Raw genomic sequence first — 24,027 nt, forward strand, 5'->3', positions numbered from 1 at the left:
GCCTTCTCTTCAGGCGGAAGTAAGGGTCTCGAAACGTGCGGTGCGCGGTTCGGTAGGGAGATGCGTTCTATTGCCAGCTGAGTGGAGTATCGTTTCGCAGGTGACTGCTGCCCCTGCCGAGCCCCCCGTCGAGCCCGCCTGGCGCCAACGCGCCGTCGAGCGATCCACCCGCGCCGCGAAACTGCGCGCCGAACAGCGGGTCCAACGCTTCCTGGAGTCGGCACAGGAGCTGATCGCGGAGAAGGGCACGACCGACTTCACGGTCCAGGAGATCGTGGACCGTTCGAAGCAGTCACTGCGCAGCTTCTACCAGCACTTCGACGGCAAGCACGAGTTGCTGCTGGCCCTGTTCGAGGACGCGCTGGCGACCTCGGCCGCCGAGATCCGGGAGGCGTCCGCCGCCGAGTCGGATCCGGTGGAGGCGCTGCGCGTCGCCGTGGAGCTGCTCTTCAACCAGTCGCACCCCGACCCCGGCGTCCAGCGCCCGCTGTTCAGCGACTTCGCGCTGCAACTGCTGGTCAAGCACCCGGCCCAGGTGGCGACCGCACACCTGCCCATCCTCATGATCTTCACCGACCTGATCGAGCAGGCCACCGAGGCCGGCGCCGTCGTGCCCGGGAAGCCGCGCCGCCAGGCCACCCTGGTCATGCAGACCATCATGTTCGCCGCGCAGGCCAACGGAGTTCCCGCCGACAGCCACGCCAGCCCGGTCACCGCCGAAGAGGTCTGGCAGTTCTGCCTCAACGGCATCTCCAGTGCGGCGACGACCGCTCCCGCGAAGGCGAGTGCGTCGAAGAAGCGCTGATATTGCCCCTCTCTTACATGGAGAGTACCGTTCTCGCGACTGATCGAGGACGGGAGCGTGGCCATGGCACTCTCACGGCACTACCGGGTCGCCCAGTGGGCCACCGGAAACATCGGCACCCGCTCACTGCGCGCCGTCGTCGAACACCCCGACCTGGACCTGGCCGGGGTGTTCGTGCATTCCCCGGACAAGGCGGGACGTGACGCCGGCGAGCTGTGCGGGCTGGGCAAGACCGGGGTCATGACGACCCATGACATCGACGAGATCCTGGCGCTCGACGCCGACTGCGTCCTCTACATGCCGCGCGCCTGCGACTTCGACCAGGTCTGCCGGCTGCTCGCCTCGGGGGCGAACATCGTCACCACCCGCGGCGAGTTCCACCGCGCCGCCAGCCTCGAACCCGGGGTCCGCGCACGGGTGGAGGCCGCCTGCGCCGAGGGCGGGACCTCGATCCACAGCACCGGCAGCAGCCCCGGGTTCATCACCGAGGCCGTCCCGCTGGCACTGACCTCGATCCAGCGGCGGCTGGACGGACTGACCATCGACGAGTTCGCCGACCTCTCCCAACGCGACTCGCCGGGACTGCTCTTCGATGTCATGGGCTTCGGAAAGCCGCCCGCGGAGTTCGACGAGCGCCGGCTGGCCCATCCGCGCGACAGCTTCGGTCCGTCGCTGCACGTCCTCGCCGACGCGCTGTCGCTGCCGCTCGACTCGGTGCAGGCGGAAGGCGAGGTCGCCACCGCGAGCCGTCCGTTCCGGATCGCCGCAGGCACCCTGGAGCCCGGCACCGTGGCGGCGCAGCGGATCACGGTCTCGGGCATCCGGGACGGGCAGCCGCTGCTGCGCTTCCGGGCCACCTGGTACTGCACCACGGAGATCGACCACCCCTGGAACCTGCGGGCCACCGGCTGGCGCATCCGGGTCGAGGGCGACGCACCGCTCGACATCGACATCCACTTCGCCGTGCCGCTCGACCGGATGGCCGAGGTCTCGCCCTCGTACACGGCCAACCGCGCCGTCAACGCCGTCCCCTTCGTCTGCGAGGCAGCCCCGGGGATCCGCTCGACGACCGATCTCCCACAGATCGTCGCCGCTCTCAACTGATCCCCGGGGCTGGGCTGTCAGGCCACCACGGACGCCGTGCTCGACACGGCCTCGCTCCAGGCGGCGCGGGCCGCGACAGCGCGCCGCCAGGACATCAGCACCTTGGGCGGCATGCCGACCGCCAGCGCCCCGGCCAGGTGGTCGCCGGTGCGGTAGGCGGCCACGAACCGACCGGCGCTCAGATCCCCGTCCACGACCGCGATCTCGTCATGGCCGCGCAGGTAGCCGTATGCCTGGATCTTCATGTCGTACTGGTCGGACCAGAAGTACGGCACCGGCGCGAACGGCTTGCGCGCCTCCTCCGCACGCAGCAGGTTGCGGGCGGCGGCCATGCCCTGCTCGGCGGCGTTGGTGCGGTGCTCGATCCGCATCTCCACACCGAACAGCGGGTTGTGCCAGCGGGCGACGTCCCCGGCTCCGTACACCCCCGGCGCGGCGGCGCTGTACTCGTCGCAGACCAGGCCGTCGGCCACGGTCAGGCCGCTGCCCTGCAGCCATTCGGTGTTGGGCACGGAGCCGACCGCGACCAGGACCTCGTCGGCGTCGATCAGTTCACCGTCGGCGAGCCGCACGCCCCCCGCGCCCGCCTCGACCACGGCGACCCCGGTGCGCAGGTCGACCCCGTGGTCCAGGTGGGCCTGCGTCAGTACCCGGCCGACCTCCGCGCCGACCGCGTGGGCCAGCGGCACCGGCGCCGGTTCGACCAGGACGACCTCGGCCCCCAGCCCGCGGGCGACCGCGGCGGCCTCCGATCCGAGGAATCCGGCGCCGACCACGGCCAGCCGGCTCCCCCGTCCCAGCCGGTCCCGCAGGACCAGGGCATCGCTGAGGGTCCGCAGCACATGCGCGCCCTCGCCGGGCAGCCGGCGCGGACGGACGCCGGTGGCCACGATCAGCCCCTCGTAGGGCAGTTCGGTGCCGTCGGCCAGGTGGACGGTGCGTCCGGCGAGGTCGAGACCGGTGGCGGCGGCGCCCAGGCGCAGGTCCAGGCCGAGCGCCTCCAGGTCGGCCGGCGAGCGCAGGGCCAGCTTGCCCGGCTCCCACTGCGAGGCCAGGATCTGCTTGGACAGCGGCGGGCGGTCGTAGAAGGCGTGCGACTCGTCGCCGACCAGGGTCAGCGTTCCGTCGTAGCCCTCCCGGCGCAGGGTCTCGACGGCCGCGAGCCCGGCGGCCGAGGCGCCGACGACCAGGATGCGGCTCACCCTTCGACCAGTTCGGCCAGCCGGATCGCCGCGGCTGGGCACAGGCCCGCCGCCTCGCGCACCACGTCGTGGAGTTCAGCGCCGGGCCGCTCCGCCAGCAGCACCACGATGCCGTCCTCGTCCCGCTGGTCGAACACCTCCGGGGCGCTCAGAACGCACTGGCCGGCCGCGATGCACTTCGACTCGTCCACTTCCACCTGCATGGTCATACGTGTTCCGTTCGTCGGTGTCTCGGGTCGCTACCAGGTGACCGGGAGTTCGTAGACCCCGTAGGCGAGCCGGTCGTGCTTGAACTCGATCTGCTCGACCTCCGTGGCCAACTGCAGGGTGGGGACACGACGGTACAGGGTGCCGTAGACGATCTGCAGCTCCACCCGGGCCAGCAGCTGGCCCACGCACTGGTGGATGCCGAAGCCGAAGGCGTGGTGGTGGCGGGCGGACCGGGTGAGGTCGAGCTGCTGGGGCTCGGGGAACGCTTCCGGATCCCGGTTGGCGGAGGGCAGGTCGAGAATGATGCCGTCCCCTGCGCGGATCACCTCACCGCCGACCTCTATGTCTTCCAGCGCGATCCGGCGCTGGCCGGTGTGCGCGATGGTCAGGTACCGGAGCAGCTCCTCCACCGCGGCCGCGACGACCTTCGGGTCGTCGGTGTCGCGCAGCAGGGCGAGCTGCTCGGGCTGCTGCAGCAGCGCCAGCGTGCCCAGGGCGATCATGTTCGCGCTGGTCTCGTGACCGGCGATGAGCAGCACCACCGCCATCAGCGCAGCGTCGGGCACGGTGACCTCGCCCGCCTTGACCCGCGCCGCCAGGTCGGACAGCACGTCCTCGGCGGGGTCGGCCATCTTGGCGACGATGGCCTCGGCGAGATAGGTGACCAGCGCGGTGCTCGACTCCCGGCTCTGCTCGGGCGTCGCGTCCCGGTCGACCGCGGTGACGCCGTGGCGCTGGAAGAACTCATGGTCCTTGTACGGCACGCCCAGCAGCTCGGTGATCATCACTGTCGGAACCGGCAGCGCGAGCGCGGTGACCAGGTCGGCCGGCTTGGGACCGGCCAGCATCGCGTCGATGCGGTCGTCGGTGATCTTTTGGATGGCCGGCCGCAGCGCCTCGACCCGCTTCAGGGTGAACGGCCCGGTGAGCATCCGGCGGAACCTGGTGTGCTCGGGGGCGTCCGCGTTGAAGATGGTCAGCGGGCGGTGGTCCAGGGTCTCCGCCATGGCGTGGCTCTGGTGCGGGAATCCGGGCTGGTGCTCGTCGACGCTGACCCGGGGGTCGGCGAAGAGGATCCGCTGCTCGGCGTGGCCGGTGATCAGCCAGGGCGTGCTGCCGTCCCAGATCCGGGCCCTGCTGATCGGACGCTCGGCGGGCAGCGCCCGCATGGCCGCGGGCGGGTCGAACGGGCAGCCGCTCTGCCTGGTCATCGGGTACTCGGGAAGCGGCGCGGCCGCTTCGTTCGCGGTGTCGGCCAGTGTGTCGGCCATCTCTCTCCTCATTGATGGGGGGAGCTCCGGTCGGAGCGGAGAGCGTTGCAGGGCAAGGCAGTTGAAGCCTCGACGGGGGGCGGCTCGTCGGCCCGGCAGGACCGTCCGAACCTTCCGGAGGCATGCGGTCCACGCTACGGCCACTGGTTGCCCGGCTCAAGCAATCTGGCTGCTTTTTTGGTCTGACCTTTGATATGTTTCGCCGAAACGAGCCCTTGGGGGTGTCCGTACGGTGGACTTCGAGCTGACCGACGATCAAGAGGCCATCCGGGAGGGCGTCGCCGGACTGCTGCGCCGCTTCGACGACCACTACTGGATGGAGAAGGACCGGGACCACGAGTTCCCGACCGAGTTCTACAAGGCCGTCGCGGACGGCGGCTGGCTGGGCATCACCGTCCCGGAGGAGTACGGCGGCCACGGCCTCGGCATCACCGAGGCGTCACTGCTGCTGGAGGAGGTCGCCAGATCCGGCGGCGGTATGAACGCCGCCAGCTCGATCCATATGTCGATCTTCGGAATGCACCCCGTCGCCGTCCACGGCTCCGAGGAGCTCAAGCAGCGCACCCTGCCTCGGATCGCCACCGGCGACCTCCATGTCTGCTTCGGGGTGACCGAGCCGGGCGCCGGCCTGGACACCACCAGCATCACCACCTTCGCCGAACGGGTCGGCGACGAGTACCTGGTGAACGGCCGCAAGGTGTGGATCTCCAAGGCCCTGGAGTCCGAGAAGATCCTGCTGCTGACCCGCACCACCAAGGCCGACCAGGTCGCCAGGAAGACCGACGGGATGACGCTCTTCCTGACCGACCTGGACCGCAAACGGGTCGACATCCGGCCGATCCCCAAGATGGGCCGCAACGCCGTCAGCTCCAACGAGCTGTTCATCGACGACCTCCGGATCCCGGTCGAGGACCGCGTCGGCGAGGAGGGCGAAGGGTTCCGCTACCTCCTCGACGGCCTGAACCCGGAACGGATGCTGATCGCCTCCGAGGCGCTCGGGATCGGCCGGGTGGCACTGGACAAGGCCGTGGCGTACGCCAAGGAGCGGGTGGTGTTCGACCGGCCGATCGGCATGAACCAGGGCGTGCAGTTCCCACTCGCCGACTCACTGGCCCGCCTGGACGCGGCCGAGCTGATGCTGCGCAAGGCGACCTGGCTCTACGACCGGGGCAAGCCCTGCGGACGCGAGGCGAACACCGCCAAGTACCTGTGCGCGGACGCCGGATTCACCGCCGCCGACCGGGCGCTGCAGACCCACGGGGGGATGGGCTACTCCGAGGAGTACCACGTCGCCCGCTACTTCCGTGAGTCCCGACTGATGAAGATCGCACCGATCAGCCAGGAAATGATCCTCAACTACCTGGGATCGCACACGTTGGGAATGCCGAGGAGTTACTGATGGTCAACAACAACGCACTGTTCGATCTCACCGGGCGATCCGCGCTGGTCACCGGGGCCGCCGGCGGCATCGGCTCGGCCGTCGCCGAGGCGCTGGCCCAGGCCGGGGCAGCCGTACTGGTGACGGACGTCGACGGACCGGCCGCCGCGGCGGTCGCCGAGAAGCTCACCGCCGCCGGCCTGAAGGCGGACAGCTACGCGCTGGACGTCACCGACCGCGTCGGCGCCGACGCCGCAGCGGCCCTGGCCGCGTCACGCACCGGCGGGAAGCTGCACATCCTGGTTAACAACGCCGGAGTCACCGCACCGGCCATGTTCGAGAACCTCAAGGAGGAGTCCTTCCGCCGGATCATGGACATCCACCTGATGGGCGCCTTCCACTGCGCCCAGGCCGCACTGCCGTTCCTCCCCGACGACGGCACCGGACGCATCATCAACGTCACCTCCTCGGCCGGCATCACCGGCACCCTCGGCCAGGTCAACTACTCCGCGGGCAAGGCCGCCATCATCGGCCTGACCAAGTCCCTGGCAAGGGAGTTGGCCCGCCGCCAGATCACCGTCAACGCCCTGGCGCCGCTGGCCGCCACCCCGATGACGGCCACCATCCGCACCGACGAGAAGTTCGCCGCCAGGATGCTGTCCCGCATCCCGCTCGGCCGCTGGGCCGACCCCGACGAGGTCGCCGGCGCCTTCGTCTTCCTCGCCTCGGACGCCGCCTCGTTCATCACCGGGCAGGTGCTGCCGGTGGACGGGGGATTCGTCATGTGACATTTGGAGCACGTCGTGTGTTCAATGGTTCAGCCAAAAAGAACCCGCCGACGAGCACGAGAGGCCTGAGCCATGCAGAGCGCAGAACCCCTGCCACGCTTCAGCGCTCTCACCGTGCCCAAGGCGTCGGACGTGCTGGCCGCCGAGGTGCGCGAGCGGATCCTCACCGGCGAGCTCGCCGAGGGCACGTCGCTGCCACCGGAACGTCAACTGGTCGAGCAGACCGGGCTGAGCCGGGCCACAGTGCGGGAGGCCCTGCGCATCCTCGAAGTCGAGAAGCTGCTCCGGATCAGACCCGGCCGCGGCGGCGGGGCCTTCGTGCACCGGCCCAACCGTGAATCGCTGGCGAACACGGTGCAGTTGGTCATCCGCGGCCAGCAGATCCGGCTGGAGGCCCTGCACGAGACCCGCGAGGCGATCGAGCCGACGTGCGCCGCGCTCGCCGCCAAGCGCCGCACCGAACAGGACCTCGCCGACCTGGACGCCGCCCACGCCGACCTGGTCGACGCCGGCAACGACCTCCCCCGCTTCCTCCGTGCCAACATCCGCTGGCACAACGCCGTGGCGAAGGCCGGCGACAACGAACTCCTGATCGGCTTCATGAGCGCGCTCTCGCAGGCGATCTACTCCGCCACAGACCTGGAGCAGTTCCTCAACGCGGACATCCGCGGCGTCACCGCCCGCGCCCACGCCAAGGTCACTGAGGCCATCCGCAAACAGGACGGCCCAGCGGCGATGCGCCGCATGACCCGCCACGTCTGCGGCTTCGCCACCGTGGCCGCCACCCTCGACCAGCGCGACCGCATCGACCTCTCCGGCTGAGTCCAGCCCTGCGCGTCACGCGTCCGACGGCTCGTCCGCTGTCCACTCGACCTCTGGGGGCACCACCCGCCCGCACACCGGATTGCCCTTGGCGTCGGTGAGGGCGAGCCGGGCCACCAGCACACCGCGACGCCGTGCCTCGGCCAGCACCTCGGACGGAACGTCGGCCAGCATCAGCTTGGCGCGCCGGAACCTTCGAGGCGCCTCCTCCCCGGGTTGCCTGCCTGTCCACGAGAGGTAGACGAAGCGTCCGCCGAGGCGGTTCTGCACGTACGGGCCGAGCAGCTCGCCGTCGGCGGTGAACGTGCAGGGCAGGGTCCACGTTGCGGTCGGGGCGTCGCCGGGCTGTGGGTTCAGCAGCTCGGCGGGCCGGTCCTTGCGCTGGACCGCGACCTCGATCCCGTCGGCCCCGGGGAAACCGGGCCCGGGCCCGCAGTGGCGGCCGGGCAGGGTATGGCCTTCGATCCGCAGTCGCATGAACATATCCCCTTTACTGGTCAGGGCAGATGATGAAGTCCCGGTAGGCATGGCGGCCAGACCGGCCGTTCAGCTCCCTGGTCGCCGCTCGCAACTCCCACAGGTGATCGGTCGTCAGTGGCAGCGGGGCTTCGTCCGGCTGGAAGGTGGTGCGTACGGGGTAGTCGACTCCTGGTTCACGGGTCATCTCGATGTGGCAGCCCAGCACATGGGTCACCCGCCGAGCGGCTGCGAAGTCGACGAGTAGTTCCGCCGTTCGCGCGAAGGCCGACCAGTCGTCGACGTAGAGCCGCCCCGGGTACAGCGTGTCGCCGGTGAGGAGCCAGCCGGTGTAGGCGTCATGGTAGGTGACAGCGCTCTCGTGATGCCCAGGGGTCGCCAGGCACTCGACGGCCCGCCCTCCCAGGTCGATCCGCGCGACGCCCTCCGGGTCGCCGTCGAACCCGAAGAACGGCCAGGCGCCGGCGCGGTCGGCGGGCACCACCACCGTCCCCGGCCGTCCCGCGAACTGGGCGTCGCCGGCGACGTGGTCGCCGTGGGCGTGCGAGTGGAGCACGAGCAGCGCGTAGTCCTGCCGGGGGTTGCGGGCGAGCCAGTCGTCGACCAGTGCGTCGACGACCTGACGCAGCGGAAACCACTCGGGCGACTCGGTGGCGCCGGTGTCGAGGAGCATCGCCCGCTCGTTGCCGAACAGCAGGAACAGGAACGGCGCTTCGTAGTGAACGGACTTGTTCTGGCGCAGGACGTAGCTGTGCTCGTCGTAGGCGTGCACCTGGATGTCCGGGTCACTGTTGTGCTTCGCGGACGGCGAGCCATGGATCCAGCGGAGGTCGAGTGGGCGCGACTCGACCACACCGGACGTGAAGTCGATCGGTTGGCTGCCCGTGCTCACTGGTGGTGCTCCTGTTCATGGGACCCCGGACGGTAGTGCCCCAAGCAGTATCAGATCCACCCGCTGATCCGCCGCGGCCCCGGCCGGTGATCCCCATTGACGCCGCTTCGGCCCAGCCTTAGCATCTTGCGAGAATGAGATTATCAAAAAGTAGAGATGGGGTTCTCGTGGGCGACATGAACTCTGTCCTGACCGTGACCGCCGACGGTGGTGTCCGCATCGTCACGCTGAACCGGCCGGAGCGGCTGAACAGCGTTTCCGAGGAGCTGCACCGGCGGCTCTCGGAGGTCTGGCACGAGATCGCGGACGATCCGCAGGCGCGGGCCGTGGTACTCACCGGGGCGGGCCGGGCGTTCAGTGCCGGGGGCGACTTCGACCATCTGCTCCGGCACCACACCGATCCGGAGCTGCGGGAGTGGTCGATCAACACCGACCGCAGCATCCAGACCCAGCTGATGCACTTTCCGCTCCCCGTCGTCGCGGCGGTGAACGGCCCGGCGGTCGGGCTGGGGTGCAGTCTGGCGCTGGGGTGCGATCTGGTGCTGATGGCCGAGGACGCCTATCTGGCGGACCCGCATATCTCGGTCGGACTGGTGGCGGGCGACGGCGGAGTGACCCTCTGGCCGATGCTCACCAGCATGCTCCGGGTGAAGGAGTACCTGTTCACCGGCGACCGGATACCCGCGGCCACCGCGGTCGAGCTGGGCCTGGCGAACCGCACCGTCCCCGCCGCCGACCTCCAGCACGAGGCGCTGGCGCTGGCCCGCCGGCTGGCGGCTCAGCCCGCTGAGGCACTCCGGGCCACCAAGCAGGCCCTCGCCGTGGTGATGGAACAGGTGTCGCGGGGCGGCATGGAGGCGGCGCTGATGGCCGAGCAGCTGACCATGACCAGCCCGGACCACATCCGGATCGTCAACGAGCTGGCCGCAGCCGCGGCGCGGCGGGCGGGCGCGGGCGTACCGACCACGAGCAAGGAGTCCGGCAGTGCAGGCTGAGGAGTTCCTGCTGGTGCAGGACCTGGTCCGGACGTTCGCCGGCCGCCACCGGGTGGAGTCGGCCGACCTGGAGCCGTCCGCCCGGGCCGCGGCGCAGAAGGCGCTGGGCGAGCTGGGGCTCGCCGATCTGCGCGGCTCCTCGCCGCCGGCCGCGACCGTGCAGGAGTGCGCGCTGCTCGCCGAGGAGCACGGCAGCCAGCCGCTGACCACGTCGATGCTGGGCACCGTGCTGCTCGCACCCGAGCTGCTCCGGTTGCTCGGTGACGAGGCGTCACCGGACATCGGCACGACGCCGACCATCGCGCTCGCCCGCGACCTGCGGTTCCCGGGGCCGCCCGGGGACGGCCTCGTCGCCTGGGACTGCGCGGGCGCAGACCGCGCCCTCTGCGTCGCCCCCGACGGTACGGTCAGCAGCGCGGAGCTGGGTCCGGTCATCCCGGCCGCAGATCTGCTGCGCAGCATCCGATCAGTACTGCCCGACTCCCCCGCTGTGACCGTGGGCCGGCTCGGTCCCGAGCAGCTGACGCACTGGCAGGCGTACGCGCTGGTATTGCTGAGCAGTGAACTGGTCGGCGCGGCACGTTCGTTCGTCCGGCAGAGCGTCGAGTACGCCCGCGAGCGACGGCAGTACGGGCGGGCCATCGGGTCGTTCCAGGCCGTCCAGCATCTGCTCGCCGACGCGAACGTCCTGGTCGAGGCCAGTACCAGTGCCACCAGGTACGCCGCCTGGTGCCTCGACAACCAGTCGCCCGCGCGCGCTCTGACCGCGGCGCGGGTCGCCAAGGCGGAGGTCAACGCCTCGGCCCTGGACGCCGTCTCCATCGGGATGCAGGTGTTCGGCGGGATCGCGCAGACCTGGGAGCACGTCGCGCACCTGTATCTGCGCAAGGTCCTGCTGGGCACCACCACGCTGGCGACCACCGCCGACCTGCTGACGACCTTGGCCGAACCGGAGGCAGCACGATGAACGACATCCCGCTGGACTTCGGCGATCCGGCCGACCTCGACGACCTCCGCCGCCGCTTCCGGGCCTGGCTGGCCGAGCACCCGCTGCCCGAACGCGGCGCGGACGAACCGCTGCCGACGTTCCTGCACCGCTGGCACCGTCAGCTGTACTCCGGCGGCTGGGTCGGACTCGACGTCCCGCAGGCCTACGGCGGGCAGGGCCTCAGCGCCCTGCACCAGGTGGCGATCAGCGACGAGTTGGGGGCCGGCGATGCCCCGGGCATCCCGCGGATCGGCTATCTTGCGCACGCCCTGATGGAGTTCGCCTCCGAGGAGCAGCGGCAGCGGTGGCTGCCCCGGATGCTGGCCGGCGACGACGTCTGGTGCCAGGGATTCAGCGAGCCGGGGGCGGGATCGGACCTGGCCGGGATGAGCACCACGGCGACCCGACGCAACGACCACTACATCGTCAACGGTCAGAAGCTCTGGACCAGTTACGCCCAGTACTCGAGCCTCTGCCTGTTGCTGGCCAGGACCGACCGGTCGGCCCCGGCCCACACCTCGATCTCGGCCTTCGCTCTGCCGTTGGACCGCGCGGGCGTGACGGTGCGGCCGCTGCGGGCGGCCAACGGCGACGACGAGTTCTGCGAGCTCTTCCTCGACGACGTCCGGATCGAGGAGTCCGAACGCATCGGCGCCGAGGGCAACGGCTGGCCCCTCGCCATGACCACCGTGTCCTATGAGCGCAACGCGCTCGACACCGGCCACATCTCCAAGTACGGACTGCTGGTCGAGCGGCTCCGACGGGCCGCCCGCGACCGCCGGGACGAACTGCCGGACGGGCTGCGCTCGGAGATCGGGCGCTGCTTCGTCGACTACGAGGTGCTGGTCGCCCACGCCGCCCGCCGCACCGCCGAACGGCTGGCCGGGCACACCGCGGGGCCGGAGTCGTCCTACGACAAGCTGCTGATGACCAGGACCGAGCAGCGCCTCTACGAGACCGCGCTGAGGGTGTTCCCCGAGGAGCTCTTCGGCAACGAGGGCAACGGCAACGAGGGCGGCGAGCTCTTCGGGGAGTACCTCTACTCCAGGGCCGCATCGGTCTACGGCGGGACATCACAGATCCAGCGCAACATCATCGCGAAGCGGGTCCTGGGCCTGCCCTCGGCCCGCTAGGACCAATCGGAAGGGAGCCAGCGCATGCGGTACGACCAGTCATTCCTGAGCATTCCGAACACCGTCCGGCTTGCCGCCGAGCGGTTCGGAGACGAGCCGGCCATCGTCGACGGAGCCCTGCGCTGGAGCTTCCGCGAGCTGGAACAGCGGATGGTCGAGGCGGTCAAGGCCGCCATCGCCCTGGGCATAGAGCCGGGCGACCGGGTGGGACTGTGCGCGCCGAACTCGGCCGAGTGGATCGTCGCCGCGCTGGGCATCCACGGCGCCGGCGGCGTCATCGTTCCGCTCAACACCAGATTCAAGGCGCAGGAACTCTCCTACATCCTGCGCAAATCCGGGGCGAAAGCCCTCTTCGCCTCACCCTTCCTGGGCAACGACTACATCGCCGAACTGTACACAGCGGACCCAGAACTTCCGGCGCTGCAGCGGACGGTGACGATCCACGGCCCGCAGGGTTCCGCCGGGCTGAGCTGGCGCGACTTCCTCCGAGCGGGCGAGGCGGTCCCTTCGTCCCAGGTCACGGCCTCGATCGACCGGCTGACCCCGGACGACATCTCCGATGTGATGTTCACCTCCGGAACCACCGGACACCCCAAGGGAGTCGTACTGACCCACGGCCAGTCCCTGCGAGCCTACGGCTGGATGGCCGAGGAGTACACCTTCCGCCCGTCCGACACCTTTCTCATCATTCCGCCCTTCTTCCACTGCTTCGGCTACAAGGCGGGCTGGCTCGCCTCCTTCATCCACGGTGTGACGGTGATTCCGATGCCCGCCTTCGACGCCGGCCGGGCGCTGGACCTGATCAGCAGGGAACGGGTCAGCGTCCTGCTCGGACCGCCCACCATCTTCCGGGACCTGATCAACCATCCGGAGCGCTCCGACTTCGACCTCTCCTCACTGCGGGTCTCCATGACCGGCGGCACCACCATCCCGGAGTCGCTGATCCACGCCATGAAGGCGGACCTCTCCTTCGACATCGTGCTGAGCGCCTACGGCCTGACGGAGTCCACGGCCCTGGTGACGACCACCCGGATCGGGGACTCCGCGGACCTGGTCGCCCGCACCACCGGGCGGACCATCCCCGACGTCGAGGTCAGGATCGTCGACGAGCAGGGCGCGGAGGTCCCGGCGGAGGAGGCCGGGGAGATCCTGGTCCGCGGCTACAACGTCACCCGCGGCTACTGGGAGGACCCGGTGGCCACCGCGGCGGCGATCGACCCCGAGGGCTGGCTGCACACCGGCGACATCGGACAGCTCGACAAGGACGGGAACCTGTCCATCGTCGACCGCAAGAAGGAGATGTACATCGTCGGGGGCTTCAACGCCTATCCGGCCGAGATCGAGAAGCTGCTGCTGGACTACGGACCGATCTCGGAGGCCGCGGTCATCGGCGTCCCGGACGAACGACTCGACGAAGTCGGCTGCGCCTTCCTCGTCCTGAAGCCGGGTCAGCAGACCACCGAGGCCGAGGTCATCGCCTGGGCGCGCGGCGCCATGGCCAACTTCAAGGCCCCGCGCCATGTCCGCTTCGTCGACCAGCTGCCGAAGAACGCCAGCCAGAAGGTACTCAAGGACGCCCTGCGCGCCCGGTTCGACGGGGACGCGCATGGCGGGGAGTGAGGCAGCGGCAGCCGGGCCCCTGGCGGGAGTCACCGTGGTGGCGCTGGAGCAGGCGGTGTCGGCCCCGATCTGCACCCGCACGCTGGGCGACCTGGGGGCCAGGGTGATCAAAATCGAGAACCCCGTGGGCGGCGACTTCACCCGCTACTTCGACGACGTGGTCAACGGCCTTGCGGCGCACTTCGTCTGGGTCAACCGGGGCAAGGAGTCGGTGACCCTGGACCTGAAGGACCCGGCCGGGAGAGCGGTGCTGCACCGGCTGCTGGACAGCGCCGACGTGCTGGTCTCCAATCTCACCCCGGGGAGCACGGCCCGGCTCGGCCTCTCCCCCGCCGACCTGGCCGTCAGCCACCCGGACCTGATCGCGGTGGAGATCGACGGCTACGGTCCCGGCGGCCCGCTCTCCCACAAGCGCGCCTACGACCTGCTGATCCAGGCGGAGTCGGGAGCCTGCGCGACCACCGGCTCCCCCGGCGCACCGGCCAAGCCCGGACCGCCGATGGCCGACGTCAGCACCGGCCTCTACGCCGCCCTGTCGATCGTGGCACTGCTCTACGGAAGGGAGCGCCACGGCAGCAGCGGACCCGCCTCGGTCGCGGTGAGCCTGTTCGACACCATGACCGAGCTGATGGGCTACTCGCTCAACTACACCCGGCACACCGGGGTTGACCAGCAGCCGCGCGGCATGGGCTCCCCCGCGGTGGCGCCCTACGGCGCCTACGCCACGGCCGACGGCCAGACCGTGGTACTCGGCACCACCAACGACCGCGAATGGCAGCGCCTCGCCCGGGAACTGCTCGACCGTCCCGACTTGGCCGACGACAAGCGGTTCGCGAGCAACGCCGACCGCGTCGAGCACCGCGAGCTCCTGGACACGGAGATCGGAGCCTGGTGCGCCCGCCACGATCTGACGCGCATTCAGAACGGCGCGGACTCCGCCGGGATCGGCAACTCCCGGTTCAACACCCCGAGCGACGTCATCGCCCACCCGCACCTCGTCGCACGGGACCGCTGGCGCGAGATCGACACGCCCGGCGGCCCAGTGCCCGCCCTGCTCCCGCCCCCGGTCATCTCCGGCTACGAGGCGCCGATGGGCGCGATCCCCGCGCTCGGCCAGCACACCGACGCGGTGCTCGCGGGTCTCGGGATCGACGGCGACGAGATCGCCTCGCTGCGCGCCGCGGGTGTCCTGTGAGCGAGGAGCCGGCGCTGCTCTCCGCCGACACCGGCGGTGTGCGCACGCTGACGCTGAACCGGCCGCACCGCAAGAACGCGATCAACCAGGAGCTGTGGGACGCCCTCCGCGAGGCCCTGCTCGCGGCCGGCAACGACCGCTCGGTGCGTGCGGTCGTGCTCACCGGGGCCGGTGGCGCGTTCTGCTCGGGCGCCGACATCTCCGGGGGCCCCAGCAGTGTCCATCCGCTGTACCGGATGCGCACCCTCACCGAAGTCGCCCTGCTGCTGCACGATTTGCCGATCCCCACGATCGCGAAGGTGACCGGCGTGGCCGTCGGCGCCGGCTGGAACCTGGCCCTCGGCTGCGACTTCGTGGTGGCCACGCCGGAGTCCACGTTCTCGCAGATCTTCGCCCGGCGCGGACTGTCTCTGGACCTCGGCGGCTCCTGGCTGTTGCCCAAGCTGGTCGGACTGCAGCAGGCCAAACGGCTCGCCCTGCTGGCCGAGACGATCGACGCCGCGGAGGCCCGGTCGCTGAACCTGGTCACCTGGGTGGTACCGGCGGCGGAGATCGACGGCTTTGTCGCCGACCTCGGCACCCGGCTGGCGGCCGGAGCCCCGGTCGCGCTGGCCCAGAACAAGGCACTGCTGAACGAGGGCGCCGACCGCACCCTGCGCGACGCCCTGGCGGGCGAGGCGCGCGCACAGGCCGTCAACTTCGCCACCGGGGACGTGGCGAAGGCGTACGCCGCCTTCGCAGAGAAGCGCGAGCCGCGTTTCACCGGTCACTGGGCCGTACCCAGTCGGGACGAGAGTGGGAGTAACCATGCGTGAGGTCGTGATCGTGGAGGCGGTACGCACCGCCGTGGGAAGGCGGAACGGCGGCCTGTCCGGGATGCACGCGGCCGATCTGTCCGCGGTGGTCCTCAACGCGCTGGTCGAGCGGACGGGTATCGATCCGGCCGTGGTCGACGACGTGGTCTGGGGGTGCGTGGGTCAGGTCGGGGACCAGTCCAGCAACATCGGACGCTACGCGGTGCTCGCGGCCGGCTGGCCCGAGAGCGTCCCCGGGACGACGGTCAACCGGGCCTGCGGGTCGAGCCAGCAGGCGCTGGACTTCGCCGCGCAGGCGGTCATGTCCGGCCAGCAGGACGTGGTGGTCGCGGGCGGCGTGGAGGTCATGAGCCGGGTCCCGCTGGGCGCCGCGAAGGCCGGTGGCACGCCGTACGGGCCCAGGGCCCTGGAGCGGTACCAGAACTTCGCCTTCAACCAGGGCGTCTCGGCCGAGCTGATCGCCCAGAAGTGGGGCTTCGACCGCACCCGGCTCGACGAGTTCTCCGCGCTCTCGCACCAGCGGGCGGCGGCCGCACAGGACCGCGGCGCCTTCGAGGCCCAGATCGTCCCGGTCCCGGTGGACGATGCGACCGTGACCGTGACCCTCGACGAGACCATCCGGCGCGGGACCACGGTCGAGGGGCTGGCCGGGCTCAAGCCCTCCTTCCTGGAGGACGGCCTGATCCACGCGGGAAGCTCCTCCCCGATCTCCGACGGGGCAGCCGCGCTGCTGGTGACCACCCGGGAGAAGGCGCGCGAGCTGGGGCTGACGCCGATCGTGACCTACCGCTTCGGCACGGTCGTCGGGGCCGATCCGGTGCTGATGCTCACCGGGCCGATCCCGGCCACCGAACAGGTGCTGCGGAAGGCCGGAGTCGGCCTGGCGGAGGTAGGCGCCTTCGAGGTCAACGAGGCCTTCGCGCCGGTACCACTCGCCTGGCTCGCCGAGACCGGCGCCGATCCGGAACTGCTCAACCCGCTGGGCGGCGCCATCGCGCTCGGTCACCCGCTCGGAGCCTCGGGCGCGGTGCTGATGACCCGGCTGGTGCACCACATGCGCGACCAGGGCATCCGCTACGGCCTGCAGACCATGTGCGAAGGCGGCGGCACCGCCAACGCCACCCTTGTCGAGCTGGCTTCCTGACGGAGGATCACCTGTGCGCCGAGATGTATTCACCGCCGACCACGAGGCGTTCCGGCAACTGGTGCGGAACTTCGTCGCCAAGGAGGTGGTCCCGCACTACAGCGACTGGGAGCACACCGGCCGGCTGCCCCGCACCGTCTTCGAACAGCTGGGCTCACTCGGGGTGTTGGGCATCCCCATCCCCGAGGAGTACGGCGGGGCGGGGCTGAACGACTACCGCTACAACGTCGTGCTCCAGGAGGAGGCCGCCCGCGCCGTGGTCACCCTGGGCACCGTACGCACCCAACTCGACGTGGTGCTGCCGTACTTCCTCACCTACGCCGACGCGAGCCAGCGGCAGCGCTGGTTCCCCGGCCTGGCCGCTGGGGAGTTGCTGACCGCCATCGCCATGACCGAACCCGGAACCGGCTCCGACCTCGCCGGCATCCGCACCAACGCCGTGCGCGACGGGGACCACTACGTCCTCAACGGCGCCAAGACGTTCATCACCGGCGGGCTGCTGGCCGACCTGGTCGTCGTGGTGGCGCGCACCTCGCACGACCCCGGCAACCGCCGGTCCGGGCTCACCCTGCTGGTCGTCGAGGACGGCATGCCCGGGTTCACCCGCGGCCGCGTCCTGGAGAAGATGGGCATCAAGGTGCAGGACACCGTGGAGCTCGCCTTCCACGATGTCCGGGTCCCGGTCGCCAACCGGCTCGGCGAGGAGGGGGCGGCCTTCGGCTACCTGGGCCACAATCTGCCGCAGGAGCGGATGACCGTGGCGGTCGGCTCGGTCGCCCAGGCACGGGCCGCGCTGGACACCACCATCGAATACGTCAAGCAGCGGAAGGTGTTCGGATCAGCTGTCTCCTCCTTCCAGAACACCAAGTTCGAGCTCGCCGCGGTGGCCGCCGAGGTCGAGGCGGCGCAGGCGATGCTGGACCGCGCGGTGCTGGAGCTGGTCGACGGCTCGCTCTCCGGCGCCGACGCGGCCAAGGTCAAGCTGTTCTGCACCGAGGTTCAGGCCCGGGCCGTCGACCGCTGCCTGCAACTCTTCGGCGGCTACGGCTACATGCTGGAGTACCCGATCTCCCGGCTGTACGCGGACGCACGGGTCGCCAGGATCTACGCCGGCACCAGCGAGGTCATGAAGGTCATCATCGCCAAATCCCTGGGACTCTGACTGTGAGGCACACCGTATGAAGGACTTCTCCGACCGCCCGGGCGCCGCGTTCGTCGCGGGCGGCAGCGGCGGGCTCGGCGCCGCGATCGTCAGGATCCTGGCCCGGCGCGGCAGCGATGTGGCGTTCACCTACCGCGCCAACCGGGCCGCGGCCGACGGCCTCGCCGGCGAGGTCAAGGAGTACGGTCGCCAGGCCCTGACACTCCAGCTCGACCTGAGCGACGAGACGGCCACCGCCGAGGCCGTGACCCAGGCGGCCGCGGCCTTCGGCGGCCTGCACACCGTGGTCTACGCGGCGGGCCCGCATGTGCCGATGACGCACCTCAGCAAGGTGACGCCAGGTCAGTACCGGGCGCAGCTGGTGGCGGACGCGGCGGCCTTCTTCAACCTGGTGCACCCCGCGCTGCCGTTGCTGCGGGAGAGCCGGGGCAGCATCGTCGCGGTCACCACCGTGGCCACCCGCCGCTTCCCGGTCCGTGACGGTCTGTCATCGGGCACCAAGGGGGCGGTCGAGGCCGTCGCCCGCGCGCTGGCCGCCGAGGAGGGGAGGTTCGGCGTGCGGGTGAACTGCGTGGCTCCCGGCATGCTGACCGACGGCATCGCCGCCCGTCTGATCGACTCCGGCGAACTCGACGCGGCCGCGCTGGAGATCACCAAGCGCAACATCCCGATGCGCCGCTTCGGCGATGCGGTGGACATCGCCGAAGCGGTCGCGTTTCTCGCCTCGGACGCGGCCGGCTTCATCACCGGCCAGGCCCTGGGGGTCGACGGCGGCTACAGCGTCTGAGGACGGACGGCGAAGGACCGCCTCACTTGATCGAGGTCGGGAGGACCATCGTCGCCCGGGCGATCGTGTGGCTGTCGATCTCGAAGCCCAGCAGGGCGCCGCTGGTGGTCGCGGGGAGCCCGGTGACGGCCTCGTCCAGCGCGGTCACCGTAACGGTGTAGTCGTGCACGCCGGAGCCGGCGGGCGGAGCCCCGCCGATGTAGCGGGCGGTACCCGCATCCCCGTCGAGCTGGATCGCCCCGGCGGGAAGGATGGTGGATCCCAGCGCACCCGCGTTCTCCGGAAGGGAGGTCGTGGCGGCCGGGATGTCCTCCACGATCCAGTGCCAGAATCCGCTTCCCGTCGGCGCCTCCGGGTCGTACATCGACACCACGAAGCTCTTGGTCTTCTTGGGGAAGCCGGACCAGTACAGCTGCGGTGAGATGTCCTTGCCGCCGGGCACACCGAAGATCCCAGACAGCTGCGCGGTCGACAGCGGGTGCCCGTTGCACACGGTCCTGCTGGACAGCCTGAAGGAGGGCACCTTCGGTAGGAACTCGTACGGGTCCGGGGAGCCCAGGTGATGCGACAAGCCGGCGGAGACCACGGCTGATCCGGGAGCTGAGCCGGGCACGCTGCTCGCCACGGCGCTCCCGCCGCCGAAGGCGTAGGCAGCGCCCACAGCGAGACCGAGCGCTGCGGTGGCGGTGGCTGCCCTCAGCTTGTTGACCTTCATGTCACGCGTTCCTTCCCCACGATTCCGATTGCCCGTCAACTGACGGGCGGCTTGGGAAGGATCGTGACGGAGGGCGATTCCATATGTCCAACAAGTGGATTGAATCGTGTCGATAACCTGAGTGCATGACTCCTAGTCAGGCGGCGGTCCCAGGCGTTCGGTGATGTGTACCGGCGTGACCAGGGTTTCAACCGATATCGCCGATACGAAGGCCGCGGTGATGGGGTCGGGGCGCACCCGGGTGTAGACCGCGAGGGGGCGTCGCACGGGCGGGTCCGGGCGCAACAGCACGCCGTCGAAGTGAGGCGGAACAACGTTGCCGGGCAGCAGGGCGAGGCCGACCCCGGCCCGAGCCATGCCCAGCGCGGACGAGCTCTGTTCGGTGCGCACGGACAGCTTCGGCTCGAAGCCCGCCTGCGCGCAGGCCAGGTTGAGGATGTCGGACAGGCCGCTGCGCTGGGTGTAGTGCACCCACTCCCGCTCCGCCAGGTCGGCCAGTCGAACTGATGCGCCGTCGCCGTGCGGCAGCGCGTCCGGCGCGGCGGCGATGACGAACTCCTCGACGCCGATCACCCGGCAGGGCCCGTCCCATCCGGCCGGGACGGGACCGACCGCGACGTCGGCCTGGCCTGCCTCCATCGCCGCGACCAGCTCGTTGGTGTGCGGGAACTCGACGAGATGCACCTGGAGTTCGGGGTAGCTGCGGCGCCAGGTGCGCAAGGCACCGGGCAGAACGCCGGTGCTGATCGAGTAGAGGGTGCCCACGTGCAGTTCACCCGTCTCCACGCCCGAGGCGCGGCGCGCGGCGCTGCCTGCGCGTTGGGCGTGCGCCAGGCTCGCCCGGGCGTGCGGCAGGGCGGTGCGGCCGGCCGGGGTGAGCCGGACCTTGCGCGGCAGGCGTTCGAGCAGCGGCCCGCCGAGTTCGCGTTCCAGGGCCCGAATTTGATGGCTCAGGCCCGGCTGGCTCACACAGAGCAGTTCGGCCGCGCGGGTGAAGGAACCCTCGTCGACGACGGTGATGAAGTACTCGAGCTGGCGCAGGGAGATTGCCATGCAAAAAATCTATCACTCCTAGACATTCTATCTGTTGGACACATGGCAAGCGCTCGCCGCAGCATGGAAGCCCGGTCACCACAGTGGTGTGGCGACCGCGAATCAGGAGGCAGACAGCCATGTCCGGCAGCATTTCCCTGAGCAGTTTCGAGAAGGTGGCCGACGCGGCAGCCACGGTGCTGGGACGGTGACCTCATGTCTCACCTGCGCATCCTTTGCCTGCACGGCTACCACGGCAGCGGTGCGATTCTGCGCGACCAGGCGGAGTCGCTGGCCGCCACACTGCGGCCGGACGTCGAGTTCGTCTACCCGGACGCTCCCTCACTGTCCATCGGCGACTTCGGCTGGTGGCACGAGGGGTTCGACGGCTGGGAGCGCACCCGCGACTGGGCCGTCGAGCTGGTGTGCGCCGGGCCCCGGTTCGACGGGATCTTCGGCTTCAGCCAGGGCGCGGCGCTGGCCGGCCTCCTCACCGCGGTCATGGAGAGCGCGGGCGCGCCGCCCGAGTTCCAGTTCGACTTCGCCGTCATGGTCGGCGGCTTCACCAGCGAACTGCCCAAGCACGCGGGGCTGTTCCGACACAGGCTCGCCACCCCCTCCGTGCATGTCATCGGGCGCAGCGATGTGATCGTCCCCGCCAGGGACTCACTACGCCTCGCCGACCGGTTCGCGGACCCGCTGATCCTCGAACACCCCGGCGGCCACACCATCCCGTCCCAGAACGCGGTGGCCCGGCCCATCGCCGATTTCCTCGCCGGTCGGAAAGGCAGCGACGATGAGTAGCAACGCGAACGCGAGGACCGGCGCACCCCCGACCATGGAACGCGTCCCCACCCCCGTGGGCACGGCGGGTATCACCTGGTACCCCGCGCACGGCACGGCACGTGCCGCGGCGCTGCTCGGGCACGGTTCGGCCACCGGGGTCGAGTCGCCCGACCTCCAGTCGCTCGCCGCCTCCCTGCCCCGGCGGGGAGTGACGGTCGCCCTGGTCACCCAGCCGTACCGGCTGAGCCGGACGCGTACCGGCGCCGACGAAGCCTCACTCGACGCGGCGTGGACGGCGCTGTGGCCGCGCGCCGCCGACCTCGGCGTCCCGGTGATCTCCGGTGGCCGCAGCGCGGGATCCCAGGTCGCCTGCCGCACCGCCCAGCGCCTCGGCGCCCATGCCGTGCTGGCACTGGCCTATCCGCTGCTCGGGCCCGGCAGTCCCGCAGAACTGCTCGCCACCGGCCGTCCGACCCTCGTCGTGCAGGGCACCGCCGACCCCTTCGGCCGGGCCGACCAGTTCCCGGCACTGCCGGCCGGCATCGAGCTCGTCGAGGTCCCGGCCGCGAACCACACCTATGGCACGCCGAACGCCATTCCCCGTTCGGTGACGATGGATCTGATCACCGATGCGACAGCCGAGTGGATCGAGCGCCGGCTCGAACAGGCGTGACTGATTCCTCGTCAGGCGCCCGTCCACACCGGTGGCCGCCGCTCCGCGAAGGCTCGCGCGCCCTCGGTCGCGTCCGCGCTGCGGAAGACCGCCGTCACCTCCTCGGGTTCGCCCCAACGGCGTTCCCGGATCAGCTTCTTGGTCATGGCGACGCCCAGCGGGCCGTTCTCGGCGATCCGGCTCGCCAGGGCCAGGGCCTCGGGGCGCACCTGGTCGGCCTGGACGACCCGGTTCACCAGGCCGAAGCCGTGGGCCTGCGCGGCCGTGACGGGGTCGCCGGTCAGCCCCATCTCCAGGGCGACGGAGAGCGGCGCCCGCGCGGCCAGCGTGGTGCCGCCGCCCGCCGCGAACAGACCGCGCTTGACCTCGCTCATCCCGAGCTTGGCCTCCTCCGCCGCCACCACCAGATCGCAGGCCAGCATCAGTTCGAACCCGCCGCCCATCGCGGAGCCGTTCAGCGCCGCGATGACCGGGGTGGCGATGCCCTCGCGGAAGAACCAGACCAGCCCGTCGAACTTGCCGCCCTTGGCGAACGCCTTGAGGTCCATCCCGGCGCAGAAGACCGTTCCCGCCCCGGTCACCACGACCGCCCGGACCTCCGGATCAGCGTCCGCCGAGCGCAGCACGTCCGACAGGTCGTCGATCAGCTCAGGGCTGAGGGCATTCCGCGCCTCGGGCCGGTTGAGGGTCGCCACCAGCACATTGCCGATCCGCTCGGTCAGCACGACGTCGCTCACTTGGCCGCCGCCGCAGTCGCCGCGCGGGCCCGGGAGCGGTACGCCTCAAGCTTCTCCTCCGGCTCGATCAGCCGGTGGCTGCGGGACTGGATCGACACGTCATGGCCCTTGGCCAGCGCACGCAGAGCTCCCACCGTGGCCTGCTCGCGCGGGACGTGCGAGAAGGGGGCGAAGGAGTACCAGCGCATGGCGTTCTCGTGGGTCATCTTGTCGATGTCCGAGTCGGGCACGTCGAACCGCTTCATCACGCCCATCAGCTCCTCGGGCGCCTCCGGCCACATCGAGTCGCTGTGCGGGTAGTCGCACTCCCAGGCGATGTTGTCGATGCCGATGTCGTGACGGAGCTTCACCCCCACCGGGTCGCTGATGAAGCAGGTGAGGAAGTGCTCGCGGAAGACCTCCGACGGCAGCTTCCCGCCGAAGTCCTGCAGGGTCCAGGCGGAGTGCATCTCGAAGGTGCGGTCGACCCGCTCCAGGAAGTAGGGGATCCAGCCGGTCCCGCCCTCGGACAGGGCGATCTTCAGGTCGGGGTAGTCCTTGAGCGGCTGGGACCACAGCAGGTCGGCGGCGGCCGAGACGATGTTCATCGGCTGCAGGGTGATCATGACGTCGGGCGGCGAGTCGACCGCCGGGATCGCCAGCCGGCCCGAGGAGCCGATGTGCACCGACATGACGGTGTCGGTGTCCGACAGCGCCTTCCAGAGCGGGTTCCAGTACGGGTCGTGGAAGCTCGGGTAGCCGAGCACGGCCGGGTTCTCGGTGAAGGTCAGCGAGTGGCAGCCCTTGGCGGACACCCGGCGGACCTCGGCCGCGCACAGCTCGGGGTCCCAGATGGCGGGGATCGCCATCGGGATGAACCTGCCGGGGTGGGCCCCGCACCACTCGTCGATGTGCCAGTCGTTGTAGGCGCGCACCAGCGCCAGCGAGAAGTCCGGGTCGTCGGTGGCGAACAGCCGGGCAGCGAACCCGGGGAAGGAGGGGAAGTTCATCTGGGCCAGGATGCCGCCGGCGTTCATGTCGGCGACGCGCTCGTTGACGTCGTAGCAGCCGGGGCGGATCTCGTCCAGGGCCTGCGGTTCCAGGCCGTACTCCTCCTTGGGCCGCCCGGCCACCGCGTTCAGCGCGGCGGTGCGGATCACCGTCTCCCGGAACTTCCAGGTGTCGGTGCCGTCTTCCTGGTGGACCAGCTGCGGCGCGTCGTCCTTGTAGCGCTGCGGCAGGTGGTTCACGAACATGTCGGGCGGCTCGATGATGTGGTCGTCCACGCTGATGAGGATCATGTCGTCGCGGTCCATG

25 protein-coding genes are annotated in these 24,027 nt (G+C 70.4%); 16 read left to right on the top strand and 9 right to left on the bottom strand.

Features of this window, described 5'->3' with window-relative positions:
* Positions 1 to 100: 100 nt before the first annotated feature.
* Both ABH941_RS08940 and ABH941_RS08945 read left to right on the top strand, forming a co-directional pair.
* Positions 101 to 805, top strand: coding sequence for a TetR/AcrR family transcriptional regulator (locus ABH941_RS08940; protein ID WP_370128091.1), 705 nt, complete (start codon positions 101 to 103; stop codon positions 803 to 805).
* A 63-nt stretch (positions 806 to 868) separates the two neighbouring features.
* Entirely contained in the window at positions 869 to 1,909 is a 1,041-nt protein-coding gene (locus ABH941_RS08945; RefSeq protein ID WP_370128092.1) for a dihydrodipicolinate reductase, read from the top strand.
* Positions 1,910 to 1,926: 17 nt separating this feature from the next.
* On the opposite strand, the gene ABH941_RS08950 is transcribed toward ABH941_RS08945, so the two are convergent.
* From ABH941_RS08950 to ABH941_RS08960, 3 genes are read right to left on the bottom strand one after another with little or no spacing between them, the layout of a single operon-like run.
* Entirely contained in the window at positions 1,927 to 3,111 is a 1,185-nt protein-coding gene (locus ABH941_RS08950) for an NAD(P)/FAD-dependent oxidoreductase (protein WP_370128093.1), read from the bottom strand.
* Positions 3,108 to 3,314 carry a ferredoxin gene (locus ABH941_RS08955; RefSeq protein WP_134009506.1) on the bottom strand — a complete coding sequence of 69 codons (207 nt, stop codon included), beginning with the start codon at positions 3,312 to 3,314 and terminating at the stop codon, positions 3,108 to 3,110. The genes ABH941_RS08950 and ABH941_RS08955 overlap by 4 nt, the downstream gene beginning before the upstream one ends.
* Positions 3,315 to 3,350: 36 nt before the next feature.
* Positions 3,351 to 4,592, bottom strand: a complete 1,242-nt coding sequence (locus ABH941_RS08960) for a cytochrome P450 (RefSeq protein ID WP_370128094.1) — start codon at positions 4,590 to 4,592, stop codon at positions 3,351 to 3,353.
* A 232-nt stretch (positions 4,593 to 4,824) separates the two neighbouring features.
* On the opposite strand from ABH941_RS08960, the gene ABH941_RS08965 reads away from it, so the two are divergent.
* The 3 genes from ABH941_RS08965 (at position 4,825) to ABH941_RS08975 (ending at position 7,580) form a co-directional block, all read left to right on the top strand.
* Positions 4,825 to 5,991: an acyl-CoA dehydrogenase family protein gene (locus tag ABH941_RS08965; RefSeq protein WP_370128095.1), complete on the top strand. Its 1,167-nt coding sequence runs from the start codon at positions 4,825 to 4,827 to the stop codon at positions 5,989 to 5,991.
* On the top strand, positions 5,991 to 6,758 hold the full coding sequence (locus ABH941_RS08970) for an SDR family NAD(P)-dependent oxidoreductase (RefSeq protein WP_370128096.1): 768 nt from the start codon (positions 5,991 to 5,993) through the stop codon (positions 6,756 to 6,758). The genes ABH941_RS08965 and ABH941_RS08970 overlap by 1 nt, the downstream gene beginning before the upstream one ends.
* A 72-nt stretch (positions 6,759 to 6,830) precedes the next feature.
* On the top strand, positions 6,831 to 7,580 hold the full coding sequence (locus ABH941_RS08975; protein ID WP_370128097.1) for a FadR/GntR family transcriptional regulator: 750 nt from the start codon (positions 6,831 to 6,833) through the stop codon (positions 7,578 to 7,580).
* A 15-nt stretch (positions 7,581 to 7,595) separates the two neighbouring features.
* Here the strand turns inward: ABH941_RS08975 and ABH941_RS08980 are convergent, their stop codons facing one another.
* Positions 7,596 to 8,057: a DUF5990 family protein gene (locus ABH941_RS08980; protein WP_370128098.1), complete on the bottom strand. Its 462-nt coding sequence runs from the start codon at positions 8,055 to 8,057 to the stop codon at positions 7,596 to 7,598.
* Positions 8,058 to 8,070: 13 nt separating this feature from the next.
* Positions 8,071 to 8,949 (bottom strand): MBL fold metallo-hydrolase, encoded by an 879-nt coding sequence (locus tag ABH941_RS08985; protein WP_370128099.1) that lies wholly within the window; start codon positions 8,947 to 8,949, stop codon positions 8,071 to 8,073.
* A gap of 176 nt (positions 8,950 to 9,125) precedes the next feature.
* Between ABH941_RS08985 and ABH941_RS08990 the strand changes: the two genes are divergently transcribed.
* The 9 genes from ABH941_RS08990 to ABH941_RS09030 are packed head-to-tail and all read left to right on the top strand — an operon-like array spanning position 9,126 to position 18,788.
* Positions 9,126 to 9,944, top strand: a complete 819-nt coding sequence (locus ABH941_RS08990; protein ID WP_370128100.1) for an enoyl-CoA hydratase/isomerase family protein — start codon at positions 9,126 to 9,128, stop codon at positions 9,942 to 9,944.
* Entirely contained in the window at positions 9,934 to 10,911 is a 978-nt protein-coding gene (locus tag ABH941_RS08995) for an acyl-CoA dehydrogenase family protein (protein ID WP_370128101.1), read from the top strand. The genes ABH941_RS08990 and ABH941_RS08995 overlap by 11 nt, the downstream gene beginning before the upstream one ends.
* A complete protein-coding gene (locus ABH941_RS09000) occupies positions 10,908 to 12,065 on the top strand; it encodes an acyl-CoA dehydrogenase family protein (RefSeq protein ID WP_370128102.1) in 1,158 nt (385 codons plus the stop codon). The genes ABH941_RS08995 and ABH941_RS09000 overlap by 4 nt, the downstream gene beginning before the upstream one ends.
* Before the next feature lie 24 nt (positions 12,066 to 12,089).
* Positions 12,090 to 13,685: a FadD3 family acyl-CoA ligase gene (locus ABH941_RS09005; RefSeq protein ID WP_370128103.1), complete on the top strand. Its 1,596-nt coding sequence runs from the start codon at positions 12,090 to 12,092 to the stop codon at positions 13,683 to 13,685.
* On the top strand, positions 13,672 to 14,880 hold the full coding sequence (locus tag ABH941_RS09010; protein ID WP_370128104.1) for a CaiB/BaiF CoA transferase family protein: 1,209 nt from the start codon (positions 13,672 to 13,674) through the stop codon (positions 14,878 to 14,880). Before ABH941_RS09005 ends, ABH941_RS09010 begins: the two co-directional genes overlap by 14 nt.
* The gene (locus ABH941_RS09015; RefSeq protein WP_370128105.1) at positions 14,877 to 15,695 is read left to right on the top strand and encodes an enoyl-CoA hydratase/isomerase family protein; all 819 of its coding nucleotides are present in this window, start codon (positions 14,877 to 14,879) and stop codon (positions 15,693 to 15,695) included. The genes ABH941_RS09010 and ABH941_RS09015 overlap by 4 nt, the downstream gene beginning before the upstream one ends.
* Positions 15,688 to 16,839: an acetyl-CoA C-acyltransferase gene (locus ABH941_RS09020; RefSeq protein WP_370128106.1), complete on the top strand. Its 1,152-nt coding sequence runs from the start codon at positions 15,688 to 15,690 to the stop codon at positions 16,837 to 16,839. The genes ABH941_RS09015 and ABH941_RS09020 overlap by 8 nt, the downstream gene beginning before the upstream one ends.
* A 13-nt stretch (positions 16,840 to 16,852) precedes the next feature.
* Positions 16,853 to 18,001 (top strand): acyl-CoA dehydrogenase family protein, encoded by a 1,149-nt coding sequence (locus ABH941_RS09025; RefSeq protein ID WP_370128107.1) that lies wholly within the window; start codon positions 16,853 to 16,855, stop codon positions 17,999 to 18,001.
* A 16-nt stretch (positions 18,002 to 18,017) separates the two neighbouring features.
* Positions 18,018 to 18,788 carry an SDR family NAD(P)-dependent oxidoreductase gene (locus ABH941_RS09030; protein ID WP_370128108.1) on the top strand — a complete coding sequence of 257 codons (771 nt, stop codon included), beginning with the start codon at positions 18,018 to 18,020 and terminating at the stop codon, positions 18,786 to 18,788.
* Between the two features lie 22 nt (positions 18,789 to 18,810).
* Here the strand turns inward: ABH941_RS09030 and ABH941_RS09035 are convergent, their stop codons facing one another.
* Together ABH941_RS09035 and ABH941_RS09040 are read right to left on the bottom strand one after the other, a co-directional pair.
* Positions 18,811 to 19,503 (bottom strand): YbhB/YbcL family Raf kinase inhibitor-like protein, encoded by a 693-nt coding sequence (locus tag ABH941_RS09035; RefSeq protein ID WP_370128109.1) that lies wholly within the window; start codon positions 19,501 to 19,503, stop codon positions 18,811 to 18,813.
* 132 nt (positions 19,504 to 19,635) lie between these two features.
* Positions 19,636 to 20,556: a LysR family transcriptional regulator gene (locus ABH941_RS09040; RefSeq protein WP_370128110.1), complete on the bottom strand. Its 921-nt coding sequence runs from the start codon at positions 20,554 to 20,556 to the stop codon at positions 19,636 to 19,638.
* A gap of 195 nt (positions 20,557 to 20,751) precedes the next feature.
* Here ABH941_RS09040 and ABH941_RS09045 point away from each other — a divergent pair, with 195 nt between their 5' ends.
* Both ABH941_RS09045 and ABH941_RS09050 read left to right on the top strand, forming a co-directional pair.
* Positions 20,752 to 21,339: a hypothetical protein gene (locus tag ABH941_RS09045; RefSeq protein ID WP_370128111.1), complete on the top strand. Its 588-nt coding sequence runs from the start codon at positions 20,752 to 20,754 to the stop codon at positions 21,337 to 21,339.
* On the top strand, positions 21,332 to 21,994 hold the full coding sequence (locus tag ABH941_RS09050; RefSeq protein WP_370128112.1) for an alpha/beta family hydrolase: 663 nt from the start codon (positions 21,332 to 21,334) through the stop codon (positions 21,992 to 21,994). The genes ABH941_RS09045 and ABH941_RS09050 overlap by 8 nt, the downstream gene beginning before the upstream one ends.
* Positions 21,995 to 22,005: 11 nt before the next feature.
* Here ABH941_RS09050 and ABH941_RS09055 read toward each other — a convergent pair whose 3' ends face one another.
* On the bottom strand, positions 22,006 to 22,731 hold the full coding sequence (locus ABH941_RS09055) for an enoyl-CoA hydratase-related protein (protein ID WP_370128113.1): 726 nt from the start codon (positions 22,729 to 22,731) through the stop codon (positions 22,006 to 22,008).
* A complete protein-coding gene (locus ABH941_RS09060) occupies positions 22,728 to 24,026 on the bottom strand; it encodes an amidohydrolase family protein (protein WP_370128114.1) in 1,299 nt (432 codons plus the stop codon). Before ABH941_RS09060 ends, ABH941_RS09055 begins: the two co-directional genes overlap by 4 nt.
* Position 24,027 lies beyond the last annotated feature (1 nt).

It is taken from the genome of Streptacidiphilus sp. EB103A, assembly GCF_041261405.1.
Classification (GTDB): Bacteria; Actinomycetota; Actinomycetes; order Streptomycetales; family Streptomycetaceae; genus Streptacidiphilus.

What these genes read in the sequence shown, in the direction of transcription:
- ABH941_RS09000 (WP_370128102.1), top strand. Translation starts at nt 10,908, where the DNA reads ATGAACGACATCCCGCTGGACTTCGGCGATCCGGCCGACCTCGACGAC.
- ABH941_RS08955 (WP_134009506.1), bottom strand. Translation starts at nt 3,314, where the DNA reads ATGCAGGTGGAAGTGGACGAGTCGAAGTGCATCGCGGCCGGCCAGTGC.
- ABH941_RS09035 (WP_370128109.1), bottom strand. Translation starts at nt 19,503, where the DNA reads ATGAAGGTCAACAAGCTGAGGGCAGCCACCGCCACCGCAGCGCTCGGT.
- ABH941_RS08975 (WP_370128097.1), top strand. Translation starts at nt 6,831, where the DNA reads ATGCAGAGCGCAGAACCCCTGCCACGCTTCAGCGCTCTCACCGTGCCC.
- ABH941_RS08970 (WP_370128096.1), top strand. Translation starts at nt 5,991, where the DNA reads ATGGTCAACAACAACGCACTGTTCGATCTCACCGGGCGATCCGCGCTG.
- ABH941_RS09040 (WP_370128110.1), bottom strand. Translation starts at nt 20,556, where the DNA reads ATGGCAATCTCCCTGCGCCAGCTCGAGTACTTCATCACCGTCGTCGAC.
- ABH941_RS09050 (WP_370128112.1), top strand. Translation starts at nt 21,332, where the DNA reads ATGAGTAGCAACGCGAACGCGAGGACCGGCGCACCCCCGACCATGGAA.
- ABH941_RS08980 (WP_370128098.1), bottom strand. Translation starts at nt 8,057, where the DNA reads ATGCGACTGCGGATCGAAGGCCATACCCTGCCCGGCCGCCACTGCGGG.
- ABH941_RS09060 (WP_370128114.1), bottom strand. Translation starts at nt 24,026, where the DNA reads ATGGACCGCGACGACATGATCCTCATCAGCGTGGACGACCACATCATC.
- ABH941_RS08960 (WP_370128094.1), bottom strand. Translation starts at nt 4,592, where the DNA reads ATGGCCGACACACTGGCCGACACCGCGAACGAAGCGGCCGCGCCGCTT.
- ABH941_RS09010 (WP_370128104.1), top strand. Translation starts at nt 13,672, where the DNA reads ATGGCGGGGAGTGAGGCAGCGGCAGCCGGGCCCCTGGCGGGAGTCACC.
- ABH941_RS08990 (WP_370128100.1), top strand. Translation starts at nt 9,126, where the DNA reads ATGAACTCTGTCCTGACCGTGACCGCCGACGGTGGTGTCCGCATCGTC.
- ABH941_RS08945 (WP_370128092.1), top strand. Translation starts at nt 869, where the DNA reads ATGGCACTCTCACGGCACTACCGGGTCGCCCAGTGGGCCACCGGAAAC.
- ABH941_RS09045 (WP_370128111.1), top strand. Translation starts at nt 20,752, where the DNA reads ATGTCTCACCTGCGCATCCTTTGCCTGCACGGCTACCACGGCAGCGGT.
- ABH941_RS09005 (WP_370128103.1), top strand. Translation starts at nt 12,090, where the DNA reads ATGCGGTACGACCAGTCATTCCTGAGCATTCCGAACACCGTCCGGCTT.
- ABH941_RS09030 (WP_370128108.1), top strand. Translation starts at nt 18,018, where the DNA reads ATGAAGGACTTCTCCGACCGCCCGGGCGCCGCGTTCGTCGCGGGCGGC.
- ABH941_RS09020 (WP_370128106.1), top strand. Translation starts at nt 15,688, where the DNA reads ATGCGTGAGGTCGTGATCGTGGAGGCGGTACGCACCGCCGTGGGAAGG.